Source organism: Streptomyces sp. NPDC052721, assembly GCF_040678315.1.
Lineage (GTDB): Bacteria > Actinomycetota > Actinomycetes > Streptomycetales > Streptomycetaceae > Streptomyces.
In genome coordinates this window covers 135678-154912 of sequence record NZ_JBFATL010000016.1, presented here as the reverse complement: position 1 = coordinate 154912, position 19235 = coordinate 135678, and the positions used below count along the sequence as shown (strand labels likewise).

Sequence of the window (19235 nt, the reverse complement as noted above, 5' to 3'; positions counted from 1 at the left end):
TCGTACTGGATGTACTTGGGTCGGGGCCCGGTGCGGCGAGAGTGCGTGCATGGCGTCGCGCGGCAGACGGGAGTTTGACGACAGGGCCTAGGCCGCCAGCTGGGGGTACAGGGCGGCCAGGTCTCCGGAGAGGCCCGCCTTGACCTGCCGGCTGACGTCGTCCGCCAGTACCTCGTACGCCCCGGCCTCAATGCCGTCGAGGGCGAGCGCGGCGACGTCCCCGGGTGCGGACTTGGGCGCGTCCACGTGCGCCACCATGTCGGTGTCGACGTAGCCGACGTGCAGGCCGGTGACCCCGATGCCCCGCGCACTCAGCTCCAGGCGGAGCGTGTTCGTCTGCGACCACAGGGCCGCCTTGGTGGCGCTGTAGGAGCCGGCGATGCCGATCCAGGAGAGGACGGAGTGGACATTGAGGAGGTGTCCGCCGCCGTTGCGCTCGATGACCGGCACGAAGGCGCGGGTGACCAGCAGCGGTCCGTAGAAGTTGGTCTCGAACTCCCGGCGTACGTCCTCCACCGCGGCGTCCAGGAAGGAGTGCGCGCCGACCGTGATCCCGGCGTTGTTGATCAGGACGGTGACGTCCTGGGCCTGCGCCGCCGCGGCCGCGACGGACGCGGGGTCGGTGACCTCCAGAGCGAGAGGCACGGCGTCGGGGTGCGTGACGCTGCGCGGGTCACGGGCCGTGGCGTACACCTTGGCGGCACCACGCGCGTACAGCTCCTCCACCAGCGCCTTGCCCAGGCCGCGGCTGCCGCCGGTGACCAGCGCGACAGAGTTCTTGATCGACGTCATATGCATCTCCAAAATAGGAAACCGATCGGTTTCCCATCACGGTAAACCGATCGGTTTCACGTCGCAAGCCCGCCAGGCGCGCGTGAGGGCGACCGGTGAGGAAGGACGGCGGAGACGTCGCTGCCCGTAGGGCATGACCGGGACCGGGCGGAGTGACCGGGCGGGGTGACCGGGCAGGGTCCGGCGGGGCGGGGAACGGCCCGAGCGCATGGATTCACCGTTCCCCGCTCCCGCCGGTCGGCCCGCCACCGCCGCGCGGCTGGCGACGTGCCGGTCCGTGGGGTCAGCCCTCGGCGGACGTGTCCGGATCCCGATCCTGTTCCGACCCTGCGACGCCGGGCCCGCGCGGGCCATCCGGCAGGGTCCGGCCGGGTGAGGCGACGCTCAGGCGGCCCAGCCTCGGCGCGGGCGGCGCAGGTTCGGCGCGGGCGGACCGCGCGTCACATGAGGTGGGCGGCCTGCGGGAACTCCCGACGCGGCGACGGGAGTTGAGCGGTGGTGTGGGAAGCTGTGCCGACCGTGTGCGGACCTGGGCCGTGACGGCCGTCGAGAGGAGTGCAGCGTGACACAGGACGGCTTCGAGGCCGTGAACATCGACACCAGCAAACCGCATCCCGCGCGGATCTACGACTATCTGCTGGGCGGCAAGGACAACTACGAGGTGGACCAGCAGGCCGGTGACCAGCTGGCCGCCGCGGCACCCGAGGCGCGGATCGGCGTACGGGCCAACCGGGCCTTCCTGCAGCGCGCCGTCCGGTACGTCGTCGGCAGCGGGGTCCGCCAGATCCTGGACATCGGCACCGGGCTGCCCACCTCCCCGAACGTGCACGAGGTCGCGCAGTCGGTGGCCCCGGACGTCCGCGTGGCCTACGTCGACAACGACCCGATCGTGGCCGCGCACGGCAACGCCCTGCTCAGCCGCTCCGGCACGACCCGCATCATCCTCGGCGACGTGCGGGAACCGCGCTCCGTCCTGGACCACCCCGACGTCCGCCAGCTCATCGACTTCGACCGGCCGGTCGCCCTGCTCCTCGTCGCCATCCTGCACTTCCTCACCGACGCGGACCGGCCCGCCGAGATCGTCGCCACGCTGCGCGACGCGTTGCCTGCGGGGAGCTTCCTGGTGCTCTCGCACGCCACCGGTGACTTCGCCGACCGCAGCGCCGCGCAGGCCGTGTACTCCAGCGCGACGGCCTCCCTGAACCTGCGCACCCGCACGGAGGTGGAGCGGTTCTTCGAGGGCTTCGACCTCGTCGAACCGGGCCTGGCCCAGGTGCCCTTCTGGCGCCCGGACGCCCCGCCGCCGCCCCACTCGGCGGAGATCGGCTTCTACGGCGGCGTGGCCCGCAAGACCGCCTGACACCGACGGGCCCGCGCACGATCGTCGCGGCGCGCGGACCGACGGCGACCAGGTGGCCGACTCGACGCCTCGCCGTGGGTGTGGGGCGGCTACCGAGCGGGCGGGTCGGTCCGGTGGCCCGACCTGGTTCGCCGACGCTCTTCTCGACCCGCTCGCGGGTACGGGCCTCCACCTGGCCGACGCCACCGGGGACGCGGGACACACGCCCCACGTCCGGGACGCCGACGCGCCCTCGGCACCATCGTGCGATGCCGGGCCGCCGGCGCCGTGAGACATGGGTCGCCCCGCGCCCCGCCCCCGGCACCGCACCTGTCCCAGCCATCCATCCGCCGCCCCGATCCCCCGTCCGCTTGGTGGCCGTCCGCCGCTGGTGCCACGCTGGGGGGAGAGGTGTCCGTTGAGGGACGCTGGAGGGTCGATGGGGCGTGATGTCCCGGCGCTCGTCTTCACCCGTGAGGACCGCCGCCGGTATCGGATCAAGATGCAGGAGTGCCTGGACGCCTTCGCGCAGATGCTGCGTGAGGCACGGTTCGAGTCGGAGCGGCCACAGGTCGGCCTGGAGATCGAGCTGAACCTGGTCGATGAGGACGCCGAGCCGGCGATGCGGAACAGCGATGTGCTGGAGGCGATCTCCGACCCCTCCTGGTCCACCGAGCTGGGCCGGTTCAATCTGGAGATCAACGTCCCGCCCCGGCGGCTGACGGCGGGCGGTCCCGACGCCTGGGAGTCGGAGATCCGGGCCGCGCTGAACCATGCCGACCAGCGGGCCCGCTCGGTCGGTACCCGCCTGCTCATGGTCGGGATCCTGCCCACGCTGCGGCAGCAGGACATCGGCGAGGACACCCTGTCGGAGAACCCCCGCTACCGTCTGCTCAACGACCAGGTCTTCGCGGCCCGCGGCGAGGACCTGCGCATCGAGATCGACGGGGCCGACCGGCTGCGCACCTACGCCGACACGATCACCCCGGAGGCCGCGTGCACGAGCACGCAGTTCCATCTCCAGGTGTCCCCGGAGGAGTTCGCCGGCTACTGGAACGCGGCACAGGCGATCGCCGGGGTGCAGGTGGCGCTCGCGGCCAACTCCCCGTTCCTGTTCGGCAAGGAGCTGTGGCACGAGACGCGGATCCCGCTGTTCGAGCAGGCCACCGACACCCGCCCGGAGGAGATCAAGGTGCAGGGGGTACGGCCCCGGGTGTGGTTCGGGGAGCGGTGGATCAACAGCGTCTTCGATCTGTTCGAGGAGAACCTGCGGTACTTCCCGGCCCTCCTGCCCCTCTGTGACGAGCAGGACCCGGCGGAGACGCTGGACCGCGGCGACATCCCCGAGCTGTCCGAACTGACCCTGCACAACGGCACGATCTACCGCTGGAACCGGCCGGTCTACGCCGTCGCGAACGACCTGCCGCACATCCGGGTGGAGAACCGGGTGCTGCCCGCCGGCCCGACCGTCGCCGACACCCTCGCCAACGGCGCCTTCTACTACGGCCTCACCCGGGCCCTGGTGGAGGAGGACCGGCCGGTGTGGTCGCGGATGTCCTTCTCGGCCGCCGAGGACAACCTGCACGCCGCCGCCCGGCACGGCATCGACGCGCTGCTGTACTGGCCCGGGATGGGGGAGGTGCCGGTGCCGGAACTGGTGCTGCGGCGGCTGCTGCCGCTCGCGCACCGCGGGCTGGAGCACTCCGGCATGGACGCGGCGTGGCGGGAGCCGCTGCTCGGCGTCATCGAGCAGCGCTGTGTGACGGCACGCAACGGAGCGGTGTGGCAGAAGGAGATGTTCCATCACGTCGCCGGCACCAGGCACGCCGGCCGGCACGAGGCGCTGCGCCGGATGACCCAGGTGTACATCGACTACATGCACCTCAACGCGCCGGTGCACACCTGGCCGGTCGACTGACGGAAGGAGTCGGCCGACCGGTCGCGCGGCGCGCCCCCGCCGAGGACGAGCAGGGTGCCGTATCCGTCCGTGCGCCACACGCCGTCGGTGGCCGACGGCGGACCCTGTGTCGCGGCGGACGCGGCGGACGCGGCGGACGCGGCGGACGCTGCGGGTGAGGCGGGTGAGGCGGTGGCGGCGAGGGTCAGCGGAACACCACCGTGTCCGACGCCCGCCTTCCCCGCCATCCGGCGAACCGGTGCACCCGGGGGCGACCCCCGGACGCCCGCTCTAGGTCCGCGCCCCCGCCGGACGTTCCAGGTTCGTGTCGGGGCATCCCGAAACCTCCGGCAGATAGGCCTTGGCCCACTCCGCCAGTGTGCGGAGGGCGGGCTCCAGGGCGGCGCCGGACTCGGTCAGCCGGTAGGACACGCGCAGCGGAGGACCCTCGTCGACCTCGCGCAGGACGAGGCCGGCCGCGCCGAGCTCGGCGAGCCGGTCGGAGAGCATGCGTTCGCTGATGCCGGGGATGGCCCGCCGCAGGTCGGCGAAGTACGCGGGCTGTTCGACCAGGACGGCCACGATCGGGCCGCTCCAGCGTTTGCCGAGCAACTGGAAGACACGGGTGATGCCATCGTCCACCCGTTTGCACGCCGCGCTGTCGTGGTTCTGCTCCGCCGCCATGCCCCCTAGCCTACTACTCCACCGTAGGGTGCTGAGAAAAAGTAAGTCGATGTGTTAAACATAGCTCTGTACGAAACGTGAGCCGACGTTTTCGGGCGTCCGGCCGTCCTGTCCCCATTTCTGGAGAAACCCCCATGCCCACCCTGCTGCACATCGACTCGTCCGTGTTCTCGACCGAGGCGTCGGCTTCCCGCGCCGTGGCGGAGGCCTTCCGCAAGCACTGGGAGGAGCAGCACCCGCGGGGCACGGTCGTCTACCGCGACCTGGCGGCGGAACCCGTGCCGCACCTGACGGCGGAGGCACACCTCGCCGGCTTCGTCCCCCCGTCCGCGCACACGCCCGAGCAGGCCGCCGTCTTCGCGGAGCGCGTCAAGCTGATCGAGGAGCTGGAGCAGGCCGACGCGGTGCTGATCGGCGCCCCGATGTACAACTACACGATCCCGTCGACCCTCAAGGCCTGGCTGGACAACGTGATCCTGTTCGGCCGCACCGCCGGCGAGACGCCGTCCGCCAAGGGCACCCCGGTGACCGTCGTCGCCAGCCGCGGCGGCTCCTACGCGCCGGGCACCCCGCGCGAGGGGTACGAGTACGTCCAGAACTACCTCACGGCCGTCCTCGCCGACGCCCTGGGCATGGACCTGGACTTCATCGTCCCGGAGCTGACCATGGCCCCGCAGAACCCGGCGATGGCCGAGCTGATCCCGCTGTACGAGGCCTCCCGCGACCAGGCCTTCGAGGCCGCGGCCCGCAAGGCCAAGCAGCTCGCGGAGCGCCTCGCGGCCTGACGCTCCCCGTGGCGCACCACAGACCCCGGGCCCGGGCGGCCCGGGGTCGCGCGCGTGCGCGCGGCCGGCCGGGCCACGCTCAGGCCAGGACGAGCACCAGCGGCACGCCCGGGCACGGCACCAGCCGCAGGCCGTCGTACCCACCGGGCCGTCCGGCGGTGAGGAGTTCGCCGAAGTCCGGGCCCTTGGTGAGGGAGCCTGCCAGGTGGGCGGGGTCGGCGGAGGCGGCCACCCGGCCGCGGGCGTTCACCAGACGGGCCGGCCGGGACAGGTGCCGCAGCAGCGGGAGCACGGCCGCCTCGAAGTGCCGCAGGTACACGTCGGCCGCGGCCACTCCCGCGAACCGCCCCTGGACCCGCACCGGTTCGGACAGGGTGAGGCTGTACTCGTCGGAGCAGAGGTAGTCCACGTACGGTCCGGCCACGGCGCGGCGCCCGGTGTCGCGGGGCAGCGCGAACCAGTCCCAGTGCGTGTAGTCGGAGTAGGCCGACCGGCCCGGGTCGAGATCGAGGAGGAGGGGGCGTACGGCGCCGTCGGCACCGGCCTGCCACCACTCCAGCCAGGCCGGTACGTCGGCCAGCAGGCCGGGGGCCGCGACGAAGCCGACGCCGGAGACCAGTTCCTCGTGGTGGAGGCGCAGATGGAGGCCGGGGCGCAGCGCGGCGAGGTCGCGGCTTGCGGGCCGGCGCCCCTCGGCGGCCACCCGCTCCAGCAGGGCGGTGGTGTCGGCACGGGTGGCGGCGACCGACGCGAAGACGGCCTCCAGCGCGCCGCACACCCGGGCGGCCACCCACGCCTCCGGGTCCGTCGCGACAGTGGCGAGCCCGGCGCTGACGCCCATGGTGTCCTCCAGCGGACGAAGAACCGGACGCGGCGCGGTCAGAGGGTGAGACGCACGGCGACGAGCCGCGCCGTCGATTCCCTGACGCTCCGCTCGGCCAGCGTGCCGGCCGTTTCGTGGGCCCCATCTTGCACGGCGGAGATGACAGCGCGGTGACGGTCCGCAACTTCTTCACGATATGCGTCGTCGGCGAGGACGAGACAGAGCAGGGCGCCCACCTCGCTCTGCAGGGCGACCTGTTCGCGGGTGAGCCGGGCGGACTGCGCGGCGGCGGCGAGTTCGACGTGGAAGCGGCCGTACAGCCGGCTGCGCGCCGCCGCGTCCTCGGCTCGCGCCAGCTCCTCGGCCGTACGGCGCAGGGGCTGGAGGTCCGCGGGTTCGGTGCGCTGGGCGGCGAGCCGGGCGGCGGCGCCGGACAGGGCGGCCCAGTGGTCGCCGAGGTCGCGCAGCTCCTCGGTGCTCCAGCCGCGCAGCCGTGCCCTGAGCCGGTCGTCGGCGGGGACCTCGGGCAGGGAGACGAAGCTGCCCCCGCCGCGGCCCCGGCGGGTGGTGACCAGGCCCTGCTGCCGCAGCGCCATGAGCGCTTCGCGCAGGGTGACCGTGGAGACGCCGAGCTGTCCGGCCAGTTCGCTCTCGCCGGGGAGCTGCTCGCCGTCGGCGAGGAGGCCCAGCTCGATGGCGTCGCCGAGGCGGCGGACGACCGCGTCCACACGGGCCCGGCTGTCCACCGGGCTGAAGACCGCCTTGCGGGCGCCTCCGTCGATCTCGTGCTGCCTCACGGTCATCACCTCGTGCGTTGACTCAAGCTTTACCCTAAGGGGACCTTGAGCTATGACCTATGACTTCATATGTTTACAGTCAACGTTCAGCGCGCCAGAAAGGTTCCCGTATGGAGGGAATGGCGATCCGGCTCCAGGGTCTGCGGAAGTCGTTCGGCGGGACCACCGCCGTCGACGGGGTCGACCTGGAGATCCGGGACGGCGAGTTCTTCTCGATGCTCGGCCCGTCCGGCTCCGGGAAGACGACGGTGCTGCGGCTCGTCGCCGGGTTCGAGACCCCCGACCAGGGCCGGATCGAACTCGCCGGGCAGGAGGTCACCGGCCTCGCCCCGTTCGAACGGGACGTGCACACCGTCTTCCAGGACTACGCCCTGTTCCCGCACATGACGGTCGAACAGAACGTCGCCTACGGGTTGAGGATCCGCCGGATACCCAAAGCGGAACGCCTGGTCCGGGCCCGCAAGGCGCTGGCGGAGGTCCGTCTCGAAGGCTACGGCCAGCGGCGGCCCTCCCAGCTCTCCGGCGGGCAGCGCCAGCGCGTAGCGCTCGCCCGCGCGCTCGTCGGGCGCCCCCGTGTCCTGCTCCTGGACGAGCCGCTCGGCGCGCTCGACCTGAAGCTGCGCGAGCAGATGCAGGTCGAACTCAAAGCCATCCAGCGGGAGGTGGGCATCACCTTCGTCTTCGTCACCCACGACCAGGAGGAGGCCCTGACGATGAGCGACCGGATCGCCGTCTTCGACCAGGGCCGCATCGCCCAGGTCGGCACCCCCGCGGAGATCTACGAACGCCCCGCGACCCCCTTCGTCGCCTCCTTCGTCGGCACCTCCAACCTGATCGACGGCGAGGCGGCCCACCGGATCACCGGCTCCGCCGGCACGTACAACATCCGTCCGGAGAAGATCCGCGTCCTGAAGGAGTCCGCCGAGGCCGACGAGCCCGGGCACGCCACGGCCACCGGCACCGTCGCCGAGGTCGTCTACCTCGGCGACGCCACCCGTTTCCTGGTCGACCTGGACGGCGGCGGCCGGCTCACCGCGCTCCAGCAGAACCTGGAGACCTCCTCCGCGGACGTCGCCGCCTACCGCGGCACCCGGGTCCGCCTCCAGTGGCACCGCCGGCACGCCGTCCGGCTCCCCTCCTGACACCGTCCCCCCTCCCCCTGGAGAACGCCGTGCGTCTCACCCGTACCCTGCGCGCCTCAGCCGTCTGCGCCGCCGCGCTGCTGCTCGCCACCGCCTGCGACTCCTCCGGCTCCGGCGGTACGTCCGCCACCGGCCTCAACCCGCCCGACCTCAAGGCACCCTCGAAGCTCGGCAAGACCGAAGGCCAGGTCAACCTCATCGCCTGGGCCGGCTACGTCGAGGACGGCTCCAACGACCCCAAGGTGGACTGGGTCTCCGGCTTCGAGAAGCAGACGGGGTGCCAGGTCCACTCGAAGGTCGCCGCCAGCTCCGATGAGATGGTCAAGCTGATGAAGACCGGCGAGTACGACGCCGTCTCCGCCTCCGGCGACGCCTCCCTGCGCCTGATCGCCTCCGGTGACGCGGCCCCCGTCAACACCGACCTGGTCCCCCACTACAAGGACGTCTTCAGCGGGTTGAAGAACGGTGCCTGGAACTCCGTCAAGGGCAAGATGTACGGCATCCCGCACGGCCGGGGCGCCAACCTGCTGATGTACAACACCGCGAAGGTCAAGCCCGCGCCCACCTCCTGGTCCGCCGTCTTCGACGACGCCGCGCGGTACAAGGGGCACGTCACCGCGTACGACTCGCCGATCTACATCGCCGACGCGGCCCTGTACCTCAAGGCCACCAAGCCGGAGTTGAAGATCAAGGACCCGTACGCGCTCGACCAGAAGCAGTTCGACGCGGCCGTGGCCCTGCTGAAGCAGCAGAACGGAAACGTCGGCGAGTACTGGAGCGACTACCTCAAGGAGGTCTCCGCCTTCAAGAGCGGGGACTCGGTCGTCGGCACGACCTGGCAGGTCATCGCCAGCCTCGCCGCCTCCGAGGGCGCGAAGGTCAAGGCGCTGGTCCCGAAGGAGGGTTCGACCGGCTGGTCGGACACCTGGATGGTCTCCGCCAAGGCCAAGCACCCCAACTGCGCCTACAAGTGGCTGGACTGGATCGTCTCCCCCAAGGTCAACGCCCAGGTCGCCGAGTACTTCGGCGAGGCGCCCGCCAACTCCAGGGCGTGCGCCGAGACCAGCGACAAGAACTTCTGCACGGTCTACCACGCCGCCGACGAGAACTACTGGAAGAAGATCGCCTTCTGGAACACCCCCATCGAGCAGTGCCTCGACGGCCGCAAGGACGTCCGTTGCGTGCCGTACGCCAAGTGGGTGCAGGCCTGGACCGAGATCAAGGGCTGACCGTGACGACCGATCTGCCGACCGCCGCCGGCCGGGGCACCGTCCGGCGGCTCGCCGGAACCCTGCACCGCAGACCCCGGCTGCGGCTGGCCCTCCTGCTCACCGCCCCGCTGCTGTGGCTCGCCGTCCTCTACCTCGGCTCGCTCACGGTGCTGTTCGTCTCCGCCTTCTGGACGACGGACTCCTTCACCTCCCAGGTGGTGAAGGTCTGGTCGACCGACAACTTCCACGCGCTGTTCACGACACCGGTCTTCCGTCAGGTCATCCTGCGCAGCGTCGGGGTGGCCCTCGCGGTGACCGCGCTGTGCGCGGTGATCGCCTTCCCGGTCGCCTTCTACACCGCCCGCGTGGCCCGGCCCCAGTGGCGTCCGCTGCTCGTCGTGGCCATCCTCACCCCGCTGTGGGCGAGTTACCTGGTCAAGGTGTACGCCTGGCGGCTGATCCTCTCCGAGGGCGGCCTCGCCGACTGGATGCTCGCCCCCTTCGGGCTGAGCGGCCCCGGCTACGGCCTGCCCGCCACGGTCCTCACCCTGACCTACCTCTGGCTGCCGTACATGATCCTGCCGATCCACACGGCGCTGGAACAGCTGCCGGCCAGCCTGCTGGACGCCTCCGCCGACCTCGGGGCGCGGCCGGGGCGGACCTTCCGCTCGGTGGTCCTGCCCATGGTGCTGCCCTCGGTCGCCGCCGGCTCGGTGTTCACCTTCTCACTCAGCCTCGGCGACTACATCACCGTGCAGATCGTCGGCGGCAAGACCCAGCTGATCGGCAACCTCGTCTACTCCAACATCGAACTCAACCTGCCCATGGCCGCCGCCCTCGGCACCGTGCCCGTGGCCGTGATCGTCCTGTACCTGCTGGCGGTCCGCCGTACCGGCGCCCTCAACAGCCTGTAGCCCGCCCGCACCCCCGGAGAACCTGGAGAAGAAGAGCGCCATGCACCTCAGCCGCACCGCGCGCATCGCCCTGCGCATCGGCGCCGGGCTCGGCTTCGCGGTGATCTACGTCCCGCTGCTGCTCGTCCTGGTCAACTCCCTCAACCCGGACCGCAGCGCGAGCTGGCCGCCGCCGGGGCTCACCCTGCACTGGTGGTCGGTGGCGGCGGACAACTCCGGCGCCCGCGCGGCCCTGTGGGTGTCGGTGAAGGCGGGGCTGGGGGCGACCGCGGTCGCGCTGATCCTCGGCACGCTGATCGCGTTCGCCGTGGCCCGGCACCGCTTCTTCGGCCGGGACACGGTGTCCTTCATCGTGGTGCTGCCGATCGCGCTGCCCGGCATCGTCACGGGCATCGCCCTCAACTCGGCCTTCAGCACGGTGCTGGAGCCGCTCGGCGTGGGGCTCGGGCTGTTCACCGTGATCGTCGGACACGCCACCTTCTGCATCGTCGTGGTCTTCAACAACGTGGTGGCCCGGCTGCGCCGTACGGCCCGATCCTACGAGGAGGCGGCCATGGACCTCGGCGCGACCACCTTCCGCGCCTTCGTCGACATCACCTTCCCGCTGGTCCGCTCCGCGCTGCTGGCGGGCGGCCTGCTCGCCTTCGCCCTGTCCTTCGACGAGATCGTGGTCACGACGTTCACCGCGGGGCCGGGCATCGAGACCCTGCCCATCTGGATCTTCGACAACATGACCCGGCCGCAGCAGGCGCCGGTGGTGAACGTCGTGGCCGCCGTCCTCGTCCTGCTGTCGGTGATCCCGATCTACCTCGCCCAGCGGCTGTCGGCGGACACGGCGACGTCCAGCCGGGTGTGAACGGCGACGACACCCGCGCGGTGCGGGCCCCGGGATCCGGGCTGATGCCAACCTGCGCCCATGAAGAACCCTCCCGCCATCACCCGTTACGTCGACCGGGTCACCGCCGGCCCGGGCGGCGCGATGACCGACGAGGCCGGCGTCATCACCGGCGACCTCACCGTCGCGACCATCCTGAGCCCCGACGGCCACAGCGTGCGCGTCGCCATCCAGCACTCCGGCAGCGACACCTGGTACACGCTCACCGGCAGCCCCGCCCCCGTGCCCGCCGGGCAGCTCGCGGCCTACCACCGGGACCTGCTCGGCCGGATCCGCCGCGGGGGCGGCACCCGGGCCACCTGAGCCGGCGCGCCCCGGGCAGGCCCGCCCGCTCCCCGGGTTTCGGTGCGGGCCCCGGGGGGAGTCGGTGCGTGTGGTCTCGTACCGAGCGGAACAACGCGTGTACCTGCCCGCGCTGTGTGCCGGCTGGCTGACCCAGACCTTCGTGCACTGGGCGTACCCCTCCGACCAGGTCCAGCGCCTGCTGCCCGACGGTCTGGTGGTGGACACCTTCGACGGCGCCGCGTGGGTGAGCCTCACCCCGTTCGTCATGGCCGACGTGCGCCCGCCCGGGTCCCCGCTCGCACTGCCCTCGTTCCCCGAGACCAATCTGCGGACCTATGTGCGCGACCGGAACGGCCGGGACGGACTCTGGTTCCTGTCCATCGAGGTGTCCTCCCCGGTGATGCTGGCCGCCCGCGCGGTCGGGGTGCCCTACCACGTCGGCCGGCTGGAGGTGGCGCGCCGCGGGGACTCCGTGATCTACACCGGGGCCCGGTGGGGCGGCGGGCCCTCGTACGAGGTGGCCGTCCGCCCGGGCGAGCCGGTCCGGCCCGGCCCCCGGGACGTGTGGCTGACCTCGCGGTGGCGGGCCTTCACCCGGCAGCTCGGCGCGCTCTGGGAGACGCCCGTCGAGCACGCGCCCTGGCCGGTGCGCGAGGCACGGCTCGACACCGTCGAGGAGACCCTCACCCGGGCGGCGGGGCTGCCGCCGCCCACGACCGCTCCGCTCGTGCACTACTCGGACGGCCTGCACAAGGTGCGCCTGGGCATCTCGCACCCCGTACGGCCGGCGCGCGGCCGGGGCGCGGGCGACGGCCCGCCGGACCCACCGCATCCACGACCCCACGGCACCCACGAAGGAGGCGCGCGATGAACCGTCCCGCCACGCCCGGCACCCGGAGCACGGGCGGCGCCGACATGAAGCTGCTCGGCATCTACCTCAACGACCACCTCGCCGGTGCCACGGCGGGCACCCAGCGGATCGGCCACCTGGTGCGGTCCGCCCGGGGTTCCGCGCTCGGCAGAGCCCTCCGGCCGGTCGCCGCGGAGATCGGCGAGGACCGCGCGGCGCTGCTGGACATCATGCGGGACCTGGACGTGCCGGTGCGGCGCGCCAAGGTCTGCGCGGGCTGGACGGCCGAGAAGGTGGCACGCCTGAAGCTGAACGGGCGGCTGGTACGGCGTTCTCCGCTCAGCACGGTCCTGGAACTGGAGGCGCTGCGGCTGGCGGTCGAGGGCAAGGCGGCGGGGTGGCTGACCCTGCGCCGGCTCGCCACGGCCGACAAGCGCCTGGACCCCGGCCGGCTCGACACCCTCCTGGAACGGGCCCGGCGCCAGCAGGACACCGTGGAGGAGTGGCGCCTGCGCCAGGCGGACACGGCCCTGCGCACGACCGGCCCCGCCACGACGTGACCCTCGGGGTAACCGACGTGACCGTCCCGGTACCGACCGACGGTCCCCGGGCACCAACCGGCAGACGCCGCCGGCCATCCACCGACACGCCCCGGACACCGACCGAACGCCTGGGCATCTACCGGCAGGCTTCGGGCATCTACCGGCACACCCCAGACACCGGCCGAACACCTGCGCATCGACCGGCACGCCTCACCCCGGCACCCGCCGGCACACGCCGGTCCACCACCGGCCGGCACGCCCCAGGCACGCATCGGCACACTCCGGGCACCCACCGGCAGACGCCAGTGGCCCTCACCGGCACACCCCCGGCACCCACCGGCAGACGCCTGGCACCCATCGGCAAGCCCCGGGTGCCGCCCGGCGCGAGGAGACTCCGGCGAACCCGCGCAGGGCCGTGCGGTTCCGTAGGCTGAGAAGGCCCGAAGCTCCTCCGGGAGACCGACCCGCAGGCAGGAGACGGTCGTGATCGAACTGGCCGCGGCGTTCGCCGTCGCGGGAGCCGCGAGCAACGCCGTGGGCACCGCCTTCCAGCGCAAGGCGGCGTCCGTCTCCCGGGGCAGCGGGATCCGGCTGGTCGCGGAGCTGGCACGCCGGCCGGTCTGGCTGATCGGCATGGCCGGGGTGGTCTGCGCCGCGCTGTTCCAGAGCCTCGCCCTGGTCAACGGCCCGCTCGCGCTGGTCCAGCCGCTGTTCATCCTGGAACTGCCCTTCGCGCTGCTCGTCGCCGCCCCGCTCATGCACCGGCGGCTGCCGTCCTGGGGCTGGTGGGGGGTGGGCGGCTGCGTGGCCGGGCTCGCCGTCCTGCTCGTCGCCGCCGCCCCGCACGGCGCCGTCGACCAGGCGCGGCTCGTCCGCTGGATCCCGGCCCTGTGTCTGTGTCTCGGCGCGATGGCCGGCGCCGTCCTGCTGGCCGGCCGGGGGCGTCCGCCGGCCCGGCGCGCCGCGCTGCTGGCGGCCGCGTCCGCGACGGGCAACGCCCTGACCGCCGCCCTGCTGAAGTCGGCCTCCGGCACGTTCGCCGACCACGGCTTCGCGGCGTTCCTGCGGTCGTGGCAGACGTACGGCTTCGCGCTGGCCGGGGCGGCCTCCGTGATCCTGCTGGAGAACGCGCTCCAGGCCGGCCCGCTGGCCGCCGCACAGCCCGCGCTGACCATCGGCGACGCGGTGGTGAGCCTGACCCTGGGCGTCTTCCTGTTCGGGGAGCGGATCCGGACGGGCTGGTGGCTCGTACCCGAGGCGTGCGGGGCCCTGATGATCGTGGCGGGCGTGCTGGTCCTCAGCCGGGCCGTCCAGCGGATCGTCATACTGCCGGTCCCGGCCGAGGAGCGGCACCCCGCGAGGTGAGGCGGCTCAGGGAGCGGCGACGAGCGGCGGCTCTCCCCAGTCGGACGTCAGCGCCACCCGGAATGGGCCCCAGTCACCCGGAGGCCCTGCTCAGCCCCGGCCGGGGCGGCCGGCGTAGACCTCGATCTCGATCTTCATGCGGGGGTCGGCGAGGCCGCACTGCAGCATGGTGGCGGCAGGCCGGACGTCGCCGAGGCAGCGGCGCAGCACCGGCCAGCAGGGCTCGAAGTCGGCGCGGTCCGCAGCAGATAGCGCACGCGCACCACGTCGGCGAAGGTGCACCCCGCCTCGGCCAGCGCGGCTCCGATGTTGCGCAGACACTGCTCGGCCTGCTCCACCACGTCCTCGGACATCGTCATGGTGGTGTAGTCGAACTCGGTGGTCCCGGAGACATGCACCCAGTCCCGCGTCTAACACCGCGTACGACGCCGTCTCACTGCTCGGCCCGCACCCGGTGCCGGCTCATGACGGAGACCCGGTTGAAGGCGTTGATGGTGACGGCCACCCAGATCACCGCGGATATCTGGTCGTCGGTGAGGACGTCCCGCGCCACCGCGTAGGCGGCGTCCTGCGCGGCGGTGTCGGCCGCGGCCGTGGTCGCCTCGGCGAGGGCGAGGGCGGCTCGCTCGGCGGGCGTGAAGAGGTCGGCGTCGCGCCAGGCGGCGAGCACGCCGAGGCGCTGCGGGGTGTCTCCCGCTCGCAGCGCCGCCCGGGTGTGCAGGTGCAGGCAGTAGGCGCAGCCGTTCAGCTGGGACACGCGGAGGTTGACCAGTTCCACCAGGACGCGGTCCAGACCCGCGTCGGCGGCGGCGGCGCGCACCGCCTCGGACGTCTGCACCAGCGCGTGGTACGCCTTGGGGCTCTGCTTGTCGATGTAGATCCGCCGGTCGGCGCCGGCCGGGACGGGACTGGTCAACCTGGGCTCCTCCGGGTGGCAGCTTTGTTGAACTTGAAACTATCACGGCCTCCGGAGCCGGCCGGTCCCAGAGAACTCCCGACCTCCGCCAAAGTGGAAGCACACGCCTGATCAGCACCTGACTCAGTGGGGCAGGTGAGGTCACCGGGCGGGAGGTGGCCGGTCGCCAGGAAGGGGTGTGCGGGCGGCGGGCGACCGGACCGTCTCCACGGTGGCCGGCAGGGCACTCCGCGTGCGCCCCAGCCCGTAGACCGCGTGGTGGGATGACGTCCAGTCGGCCACGCCGTCCAGGAAGCGCCGCCCTGATCACGTCCATGTCGCGCGCGGTGTCGCGGGTGGTGGCGTACGGCAGCAGGTACCGGCGTGGCTACGGCAGCGGCGGGTACGACGCGGACGAGTACCGGGCGCTGTTCCGCACCGGGTTCCGGCGGGACATGCCGGCGCGGACGCGCGGGCCGCGTTCGTGCGGGACGTGCTGGCCTTCACGTCGGGCCGGGAGCGCTCCACGCCGTACGACCCGCTGCTCGCCGACGCCTGAGCGGCGGCCCCGGTGCGGCGGTGTCCGTCAGCCGAGGCCGAGGACGCTCAGGGTGTGTTCGGCCATGCGCCGCTCGCCGAGGGCGTTGGGGTGGACCGGGACGACGTTCTGCCCGAACAGCAGCGGCTCGATCCACCGGGTGCCGACGGCCTGGCAGGCGTCGTGCCCGGCCGAGACCTCGGCGAAGTCCACGTAGGTGGCCCCCGTCTCCTCGGCGGCGCGCCGGACCACGGCGTTGAGGTGCGCCTGAAGGGCGTGCAGGTAGGGCACGTCGCCGGCGGCGACCGGCAGTCTGACGAAGCAGGACGGGTCGGCGGTGGCGGGCGTGATCCACGGGTAGCCGAGCGCCGCCACCCGGGCCTGGGGAGCCTTGGCGCGGACGCTGCGCAGGGCGGCCTTCAGCGCGGGATAGGTGTGGGCGTCGATCTCGTCGTCGAAGGACGTGCCGTACCGGTCCTTGCAGGGGCTGCCCCTGCCTCCGCTGAGGATGCCGGCGGTACCGCAGGCGGTGACGGCGTTGATGAAGGTGCCGTTGTCGTTGCCGCCGACGGTGAGGGTCACCAGGTCGGTGTCGGCGGTGACCGCGTCGGCCTGGGGGGCGACGCCGGGGTACTGGGCCTCGGTGAAGTCCTTGGTCTGGGCGGCGCCACAGGTCACGTCCGTCAGCCGGGCCGCGGTGCGGGCCGCGATGACGTGGGGGTAGTTGGCCGTGGAGCGCAGGCAGAGCGGACTGGTGAGGTCGACGGGGAGGACACCGGAGGCGGCGCTGTAACTGTCCCCGAGGGCGGCGTAGTTCAGGGGTGTGGTGGCCTGGACGGGAGTCGTGCTGAGGCCGAGGACCAGTGCGCCGACGGCCGCGGAGGCCGCGTTGAGGACTCGGCGCAGGGTGGGCATGGGCATGCGGTGCTCTCCCCTCTCGGGACAGGACACGGGGCAGACGGGCATGGCGGTGCCGTGGGCATGGCGGTGCCGTGGGCGCGGGGGCGGGGTGGAGCACGAGAACGGGGCGGCTCGATGAGCCGAGGGCGTACGGGACGACCGCGAGATGCGGGCCGTGGGATGACGGGCGGGGTTACCGCGAGGTGCTACCGCTAGGTAATGTGAGGCCGCCGCATCGCCGAGTCAACATTGTCGACAGAACTTCTTGAAAGTCGGAGCGCACTGATAGTGCGGGCGTTTCGGGGGCACTCGGAGAGCAGGAGCCCCGTCATCGGCTGGAGGCACGTCATGATCGCCCTCGGCATCATCCTGCTCATCATCGGTTTCATCACCGGCATCTCGATCCTGTGGACCATCGGCGTCATCCTGCTGGTGGTGGGAGCCATCCTGTGGATCATGGGGTCCATGGGACACGCGGTCGCCGGCCGCCGTCACTACTGGTGAGCGGCCGCTCCGGATGAGCGGCCACCAATGAACCGTCCCGGCGGGCGCGCTCAGCGCCCGCCGGGCGGCGCATGCGGTCCTCGCCGCCCGGCGGGCCCGCAGGACTTGACGACGTCCCGCCGGATGTCACGGTTCGTCACAAGCGGGCCGTCGATCACCGGCGGGCGCGTCGTGCGTACCTGTCCGTGGCCGCGACCAGAGCTTCTGCCATGCCCGGGGCGCCGACGGTGTGGCCGACGTCGTCCACGATCACCAGCTCGCTACCCGGCCAGGCGTGGTGGAGCCGCCGGACGATGCCGAGAAGGTTACCGAAGTCGAGACTGCCTTGGACGAGGGTGCCGGGAATGCCCTGGAGCCGGCGGGCGTCGCGGAGCACCACCCCGTCGCCGTCGCGCTCGCCCGCGTCGCCGCCGTCGCCGTCGCCGTCGCCGAGGAAGGTCTCGAATGCCGCCGGGAACAGTCTGCCCAGCCCCCGGGTCAGCAGTTCCACCTCGGCGTCGGACCCGGTGGCAACGCCCGTCAGGACCAGTTCGCTGACGACGCCGGGGTGGGTCTGGGCGTAGCGCAGCGCGAGGACGGAGCCCCAGGACACGCCCCACACCAGCCATCGTTCGACGCCCAGGTGCCGGCGCAGCAGCTCCAGGTCGGCCAGGAGGTGGGCCGTCGTGTTGACGCTCATGTCGGTGTCGTGGCGGCTCGCGTGCGGAGTGGACCGGCCGCTGCCGCGCTGGTCGAGCAGGACGATCCGGTAGGCGGCCGGGTCGAACAGGCGGCGGGCGTACGGGGTGCGGCCGGAGCCAGGTCCGCCGTGCAGGACGAGCGCGGGCTTGCCCTCGGGGTTGCCGCAGGTCTCCCAGTGGACGCGGTTGCCGTCGCCCACGGCGAGCATGCCGTGCGCGCACGGCTCGGTCTGCGGATAGAGGGGCGTCCGGGCACCGTAGCGTCCGGGCCGGGACGGTGTCCGCCGATTGCACGCGACGGCGGAGAGACGATCTTTCCGCCCCGGCGGTGGGCGACTGTTCCGGACGCGCCTCGGAACTGTCCGTGATCCGTAACAGACGGATCCTTCGCTCAACTCCTGCCGTCCTGCCAGGTGCAACGGGTGCACAGAGCATCGGCACAGCACAGGCATCGGCACGGCAGGGGGCGGACGGACATGGCGCGGCATGGTGGACGGGGATGGTACGGCCGGGTGGTCGCGGCGGCGGTCGGGGTCACGGCGGTTGCCGCCGCCACCTCGGTGTGGACGGCGCAGGCCGGCCAGACCGGCGGCGCGCCGGCCGCACCGGGTACCTCCGCCCGGGCCGCCGCGCCCAAGGCACGGTCCGTGTCCGCCGCCATCGCCCACGCCTCCGACCGGGGCGAGCACGCGGTGAACATCACCATCGACGACGGCCCGGACCCGGTCTGGACCCCGCAGGTGCTCCAAGTGCTGCGGGACAACGGCGTGAAGGCGACGTTCTGCATGGTCGGCACCCAGGCCCAGGCGCACCCGGAGCTGGTCCGGCAGGTGGTGGCCGCCGGGCACCGGCTGTGCGACCACACGGTGTCGCACGACACGACCATGGACACCAAGTCCCCGGCCTACCAGGCGCAGCAGATCGTGGACGCCGAGCGGCAGATCACCAGGGCGTCGGGCGGGGTACGGCCGATGTACTACCGGGCCCCGGGCGGCGCGTTCACCCCGTACAGCCGGAAGCTGGCGGCCTCGCACGGGATGCGGCCGCTGGGCTGGAACGTCGACTCCAAGGACTTCGAGCGGCCGGGCAGCGACGCGATCATCGCGACCGTCGAGCGAGAGCTGCCGGGCGGGCCCACGATCCTCTTCCACGACGCGGGCGGCGACCGATCCCAGACGGTGACGGCCCTGCGCACCCTGCTGCCCCGGCTGAAGCAGCAGGGGTACGCCTTCGGCTTCCCGGTGCGCTGACCGCCGGACCGCCCGGCGGGCGGCGGGCGTTGCACGGGGTGCGTCCGGCGGTCACAGAGTGGTGGAGACCTCTTGTGGCGTGTTCTTGCAGTCCCTAGCCTCCGATGTGTTGTGCACAGCGAAACCGCCATTGCGCATGTTGCAACG

General features: G+C 72.5%; 20 protein-coding genes and 1 pseudogene. 13 read left to right on the top strand and 8 right to left on the bottom strand.

Going from position 1 to position 19235, the window contains the following annotated elements; genetic code table 11:
• Positions 1 to 87: 87 nt before the first annotated feature.
• Entirely contained in the window at positions 88 to 792 is a 705-nt protein-coding gene (locus AB0L21_RS18040; RefSeq protein ID WP_365705957.1) for an SDR family oxidoreductase, read from the bottom strand.
• Between the two features lie 562 nt (positions 793 to 1354).
• Here AB0L21_RS18040 and AB0L21_RS18035 point away from each other — a divergent pair.
• Together AB0L21_RS18035 and AB0L21_RS18030 are read left to right on the top strand one after the other, a co-directional pair.
• Complete coding sequence (locus AB0L21_RS18035) at positions 1355 to 2152, top strand: SAM-dependent methyltransferase (protein ID WP_365705955.1); 798 nt, start codon at positions 1355 to 1357, stop codon at positions 2150 to 2152.
• A gap of 418 nt (positions 2153 to 2570) precedes the next feature.
• The gene (locus AB0L21_RS18030; protein WP_365705953.1) at positions 2571 to 4049 is read left to right on the top strand and encodes a glutamate--cysteine ligase; all 1479 of its coding nucleotides are present in this window, start codon (positions 2571 to 2573) and stop codon (positions 4047 to 4049) included.
• A gap of 270 nt (positions 4050 to 4319) precedes the next feature.
• On the opposite strand, the gene AB0L21_RS18025 is transcribed toward AB0L21_RS18030, so the two are convergent.
• The gene (locus AB0L21_RS18025) at positions 4320 to 4712 is read right to left on the bottom strand and encodes a helix-turn-helix domain-containing protein (protein WP_365784983.1); all 393 of its coding nucleotides are present in this window, start codon (positions 4710 to 4712) and stop codon (positions 4320 to 4322) included.
• Between the two features lie 134 nt (positions 4713 to 4846).
• Between AB0L21_RS18025 and AB0L21_RS18020 the strand changes: the two genes are divergently transcribed.
• Complete coding sequence (locus tag AB0L21_RS18020; RefSeq protein ID WP_365705949.1) at positions 4847 to 5497, top strand: NAD(P)H-dependent oxidoreductase; 651 nt, start codon at positions 4847 to 4849, stop codon at positions 5495 to 5497.
• 79 nt (positions 5498 to 5576) lie between these two features.
• Here AB0L21_RS18020 and AB0L21_RS18015 read toward each other — a convergent pair whose 3' ends face one another.
• Together AB0L21_RS18015 and AB0L21_RS18010 are read right to left on the bottom strand one after the other, a co-directional pair.
• A complete protein-coding gene (locus AB0L21_RS18015) occupies positions 5577 to 6338 on the bottom strand; it encodes a hypothetical protein (RefSeq protein WP_365784982.1) in 762 nt (253 codons plus the stop codon).
• Between the two features lie 38 nt (positions 6339 to 6376).
• Positions 6377 to 7123 carry a GntR family transcriptional regulator gene (locus tag AB0L21_RS18010; RefSeq protein ID WP_365784980.1) on the bottom strand — a complete coding sequence of 249 codons (747 nt, stop codon included), beginning with the start codon at positions 7121 to 7123 and terminating at the stop codon, positions 6377 to 6379.
• 104 nt (positions 7124 to 7227) lie between these two features.
• Here AB0L21_RS18010 and AB0L21_RS18005 point away from each other — a divergent pair, with 104 nt between their 5' ends.
• From AB0L21_RS18005 to AB0L21_RS17970, 8 genes are all read left to right on the top strand, one after another.
• Positions 7228 to 8259, top strand: coding sequence for an ABC transporter ATP-binding protein (locus AB0L21_RS18005; protein WP_365705943.1), 1032 nt, complete (start codon positions 7228 to 7230; stop codon positions 8257 to 8259).
• Between the two features lie 29 nt (positions 8260 to 8288).
• Entirely contained in the window at positions 8289 to 9488 is a 1200-nt protein-coding gene (locus tag AB0L21_RS18000; RefSeq protein WP_365705941.1) for an ABC transporter substrate-binding protein, read from the top strand.
• Between the two features lie 2 nt (positions 9489 to 9490).
• The gene (locus AB0L21_RS17995) at positions 9491 to 10384 is read left to right on the top strand and encodes an ABC transporter permease (protein ID WP_365705939.1); all 894 of its coding nucleotides are present in this window, start codon (positions 9491 to 9493) and stop codon (positions 10382 to 10384) included.
• A 40-nt stretch (positions 10385 to 10424) separates the two neighbouring features.
• Entirely contained in the window at positions 10425 to 11240 is an 816-nt protein-coding gene (locus AB0L21_RS17990; RefSeq protein ID WP_365784978.1) for an ABC transporter permease, read from the top strand.
• A 60-nt stretch (positions 11241 to 11300) separates the two neighbouring features.
• Positions 11301 to 11582 (top strand): hypothetical protein, encoded by a 282-nt coding sequence (locus tag AB0L21_RS17985; RefSeq protein ID WP_365705935.1) that lies wholly within the window; start codon positions 11301 to 11303, stop codon positions 11580 to 11582.
• A 97-nt stretch (positions 11583 to 11679) separates the two neighbouring features.
• Positions 11680 to 12435, top strand: coding sequence for a DUF2071 domain-containing protein (locus tag AB0L21_RS17980; RefSeq protein WP_365784999.1), 756 nt, complete (start codon positions 11680 to 11682; stop codon positions 12433 to 12435).
• Positions 12432 to 12974 carry a hypothetical protein gene (locus AB0L21_RS17975; protein ID WP_365705933.1) on the top strand — a complete coding sequence of 181 codons (543 nt, stop codon included), beginning with the start codon at positions 12432 to 12434 and terminating at the stop codon, positions 12972 to 12974. Before AB0L21_RS17980 ends, AB0L21_RS17975 begins: the two co-directional genes overlap by 4 nt.
• 465 nt (positions 12975 to 13439) lie before the next feature.
• Entirely contained in the window at positions 13440 to 14321 is an 882-nt protein-coding gene (locus AB0L21_RS17970; protein ID WP_365705931.1) for a DMT family transporter, read from the top strand.
• Between the two features lie 90 nt (positions 14322 to 14411).
• Here the strand turns inward: AB0L21_RS17970 and AB0L21_RS17965 are convergent.
• From AB0L21_RS17965 to AB0L21_RS17955, 3 genes and pseudogenes are all read right to left on the bottom strand, one after another.
• A pseudogene (locus tag AB0L21_RS17965) lies at positions 14412 to 14725 on the bottom strand (RidA family protein); the annotation flags it as partial.
• Between the two features lie 29 nt (positions 14726 to 14754).
• Entirely contained in the window at positions 14755 to 15237 is a 483-nt protein-coding gene (locus AB0L21_RS17960; protein ID WP_365705929.1) for a carboxymuconolactone decarboxylase family protein, read from the bottom strand.
• A gap of 565 nt (positions 15238 to 15802) precedes the next feature.
• Positions 15803 to 16675, bottom strand: coding sequence for an SGNH/GDSL hydrolase family protein (locus AB0L21_RS17955; RefSeq protein WP_365784976.1), 873 nt, complete (start codon positions 16673 to 16675; stop codon positions 15803 to 15805).
• Positions 16676 to 17002: 327 nt separating this feature from the next.
• Here AB0L21_RS17955 and AB0L21_RS17950 point away from each other — a divergent pair, with 327 nt between their 5' ends.
• Complete coding sequence (locus tag AB0L21_RS17950) at positions 17003 to 17158, top strand: DUF6131 family protein (RefSeq protein WP_014676832.1); 156 nt, start codon at positions 17003 to 17005, stop codon at positions 17156 to 17158.
• 154 nt (positions 17159 to 17312) lie between these two features.
• On the opposite strand, the gene AB0L21_RS17945 is transcribed toward AB0L21_RS17950, so the two are convergent.
• Complete coding sequence (locus tag AB0L21_RS17945) at positions 17313 to 18047, bottom strand: alpha/beta fold hydrolase (RefSeq protein ID WP_365784974.1); 735 nt, start codon at positions 18045 to 18047, stop codon at positions 17313 to 17315.
• Positions 18048 to 18314: 267 nt separating this feature from the next.
• Between AB0L21_RS17945 and AB0L21_RS17940 the strand changes: the two genes are divergently transcribed.
• Positions 18315 to 19088, top strand: a complete 774-nt coding sequence (locus AB0L21_RS17940; RefSeq protein ID WP_365784972.1) for a polysaccharide deacetylase family protein — start codon at positions 18315 to 18317, stop codon at positions 19086 to 19088.
• Positions 19089 to 19235 lie beyond the last annotated feature (147 nt).

What these genes read in the sequence shown, in the direction of transcription:
- AB0L21_RS17985 (WP_365705935.1), top strand. Translation starts at nt 11,301, where the DNA reads ATGAAGAACCCTCCCGCCATCACCCGTTACGTCGACCGGGTCACCGCC.
- AB0L21_RS17955 (WP_365784976.1), bottom strand. Translation starts at nt 16,675, where the DNA reads ATGCCCATGCCCACCCTGCGCCGAGTCCTCAACGCGGCCTCCGCGGCC.
- AB0L21_RS18015 (WP_365784982.1), bottom strand. Translation starts at nt 6,338, where the DNA reads ATGGGCGTCAGCGCCGGGCTCGCCACTGTCGCGACGGACCCGGAGGCG.
- AB0L21_RS18040 (WP_365705957.1), bottom strand. Translation starts at nt 792, where the DNA reads ATGACGTCGATCAAGAACTCTGTCGCGCTGGTCACCGGCGGCAGCCGC.
- AB0L21_RS18010 (WP_365784980.1), bottom strand. Translation starts at nt 7,123, where the DNA reads ATGACCGTGAGGCAGCACGAGATCGACGGAGGCGCCCGCAAGGCGGTC.
- AB0L21_RS17990 (WP_365784978.1), top strand. Translation starts at nt 10,425, where the DNA reads ATGCACCTCAGCCGCACCGCGCGCATCGCCCTGCGCATCGGCGCCGGG.
- AB0L21_RS17940 (WP_365784972.1), top strand. Translation starts at nt 18,315, where the DNA reads ATGGCGCGGCATGGTGGACGGGGATGGTACGGCCGGGTGGTCGCGGCG.
- AB0L21_RS18005 (WP_365705943.1), top strand. Translation starts at nt 7,228, where the DNA reads ATGGAGGGAATGGCGATCCGGCTCCAGGGTCTGCGGAAGTCGTTCGGC.
- AB0L21_RS18030 (WP_365705953.1), top strand. Translation starts at nt 2,571, where the DNA reads ATGGGGCGTGATGTCCCGGCGCTCGTCTTCACCCGTGAGGACCGCCGC.
- AB0L21_RS18020 (WP_365705949.1), top strand. Translation starts at nt 4,847, where the DNA reads ATGCCCACCCTGCTGCACATCGACTCGTCCGTGTTCTCGACCGAGGCG.
- AB0L21_RS17945 (WP_365784974.1), bottom strand. Translation starts at nt 18,047, where the DNA reads ATGCTCGCCGTGGGCGACGGCAACCGCGTCCACTGGGAGACCTGCGGC.
- AB0L21_RS17975 (WP_365705933.1), top strand. Translation starts at nt 12,432, where the DNA reads ATGAACCGTCCCGCCACGCCCGGCACCCGGAGCACGGGCGGCGCCGAC.
- AB0L21_RS17950 (WP_014676832.1), top strand. Translation starts at nt 17,003, where the DNA reads ATGATCGCCCTCGGCATCATCCTGCTCATCATCGGTTTCATCACCGGC.
- AB0L21_RS18025 (WP_365784983.1), bottom strand. Translation starts at nt 4,712, where the DNA reads ATGGCGGCGGAGCAGAACCACGACAGCGCGGCGTGCAAACGGGTGGAC.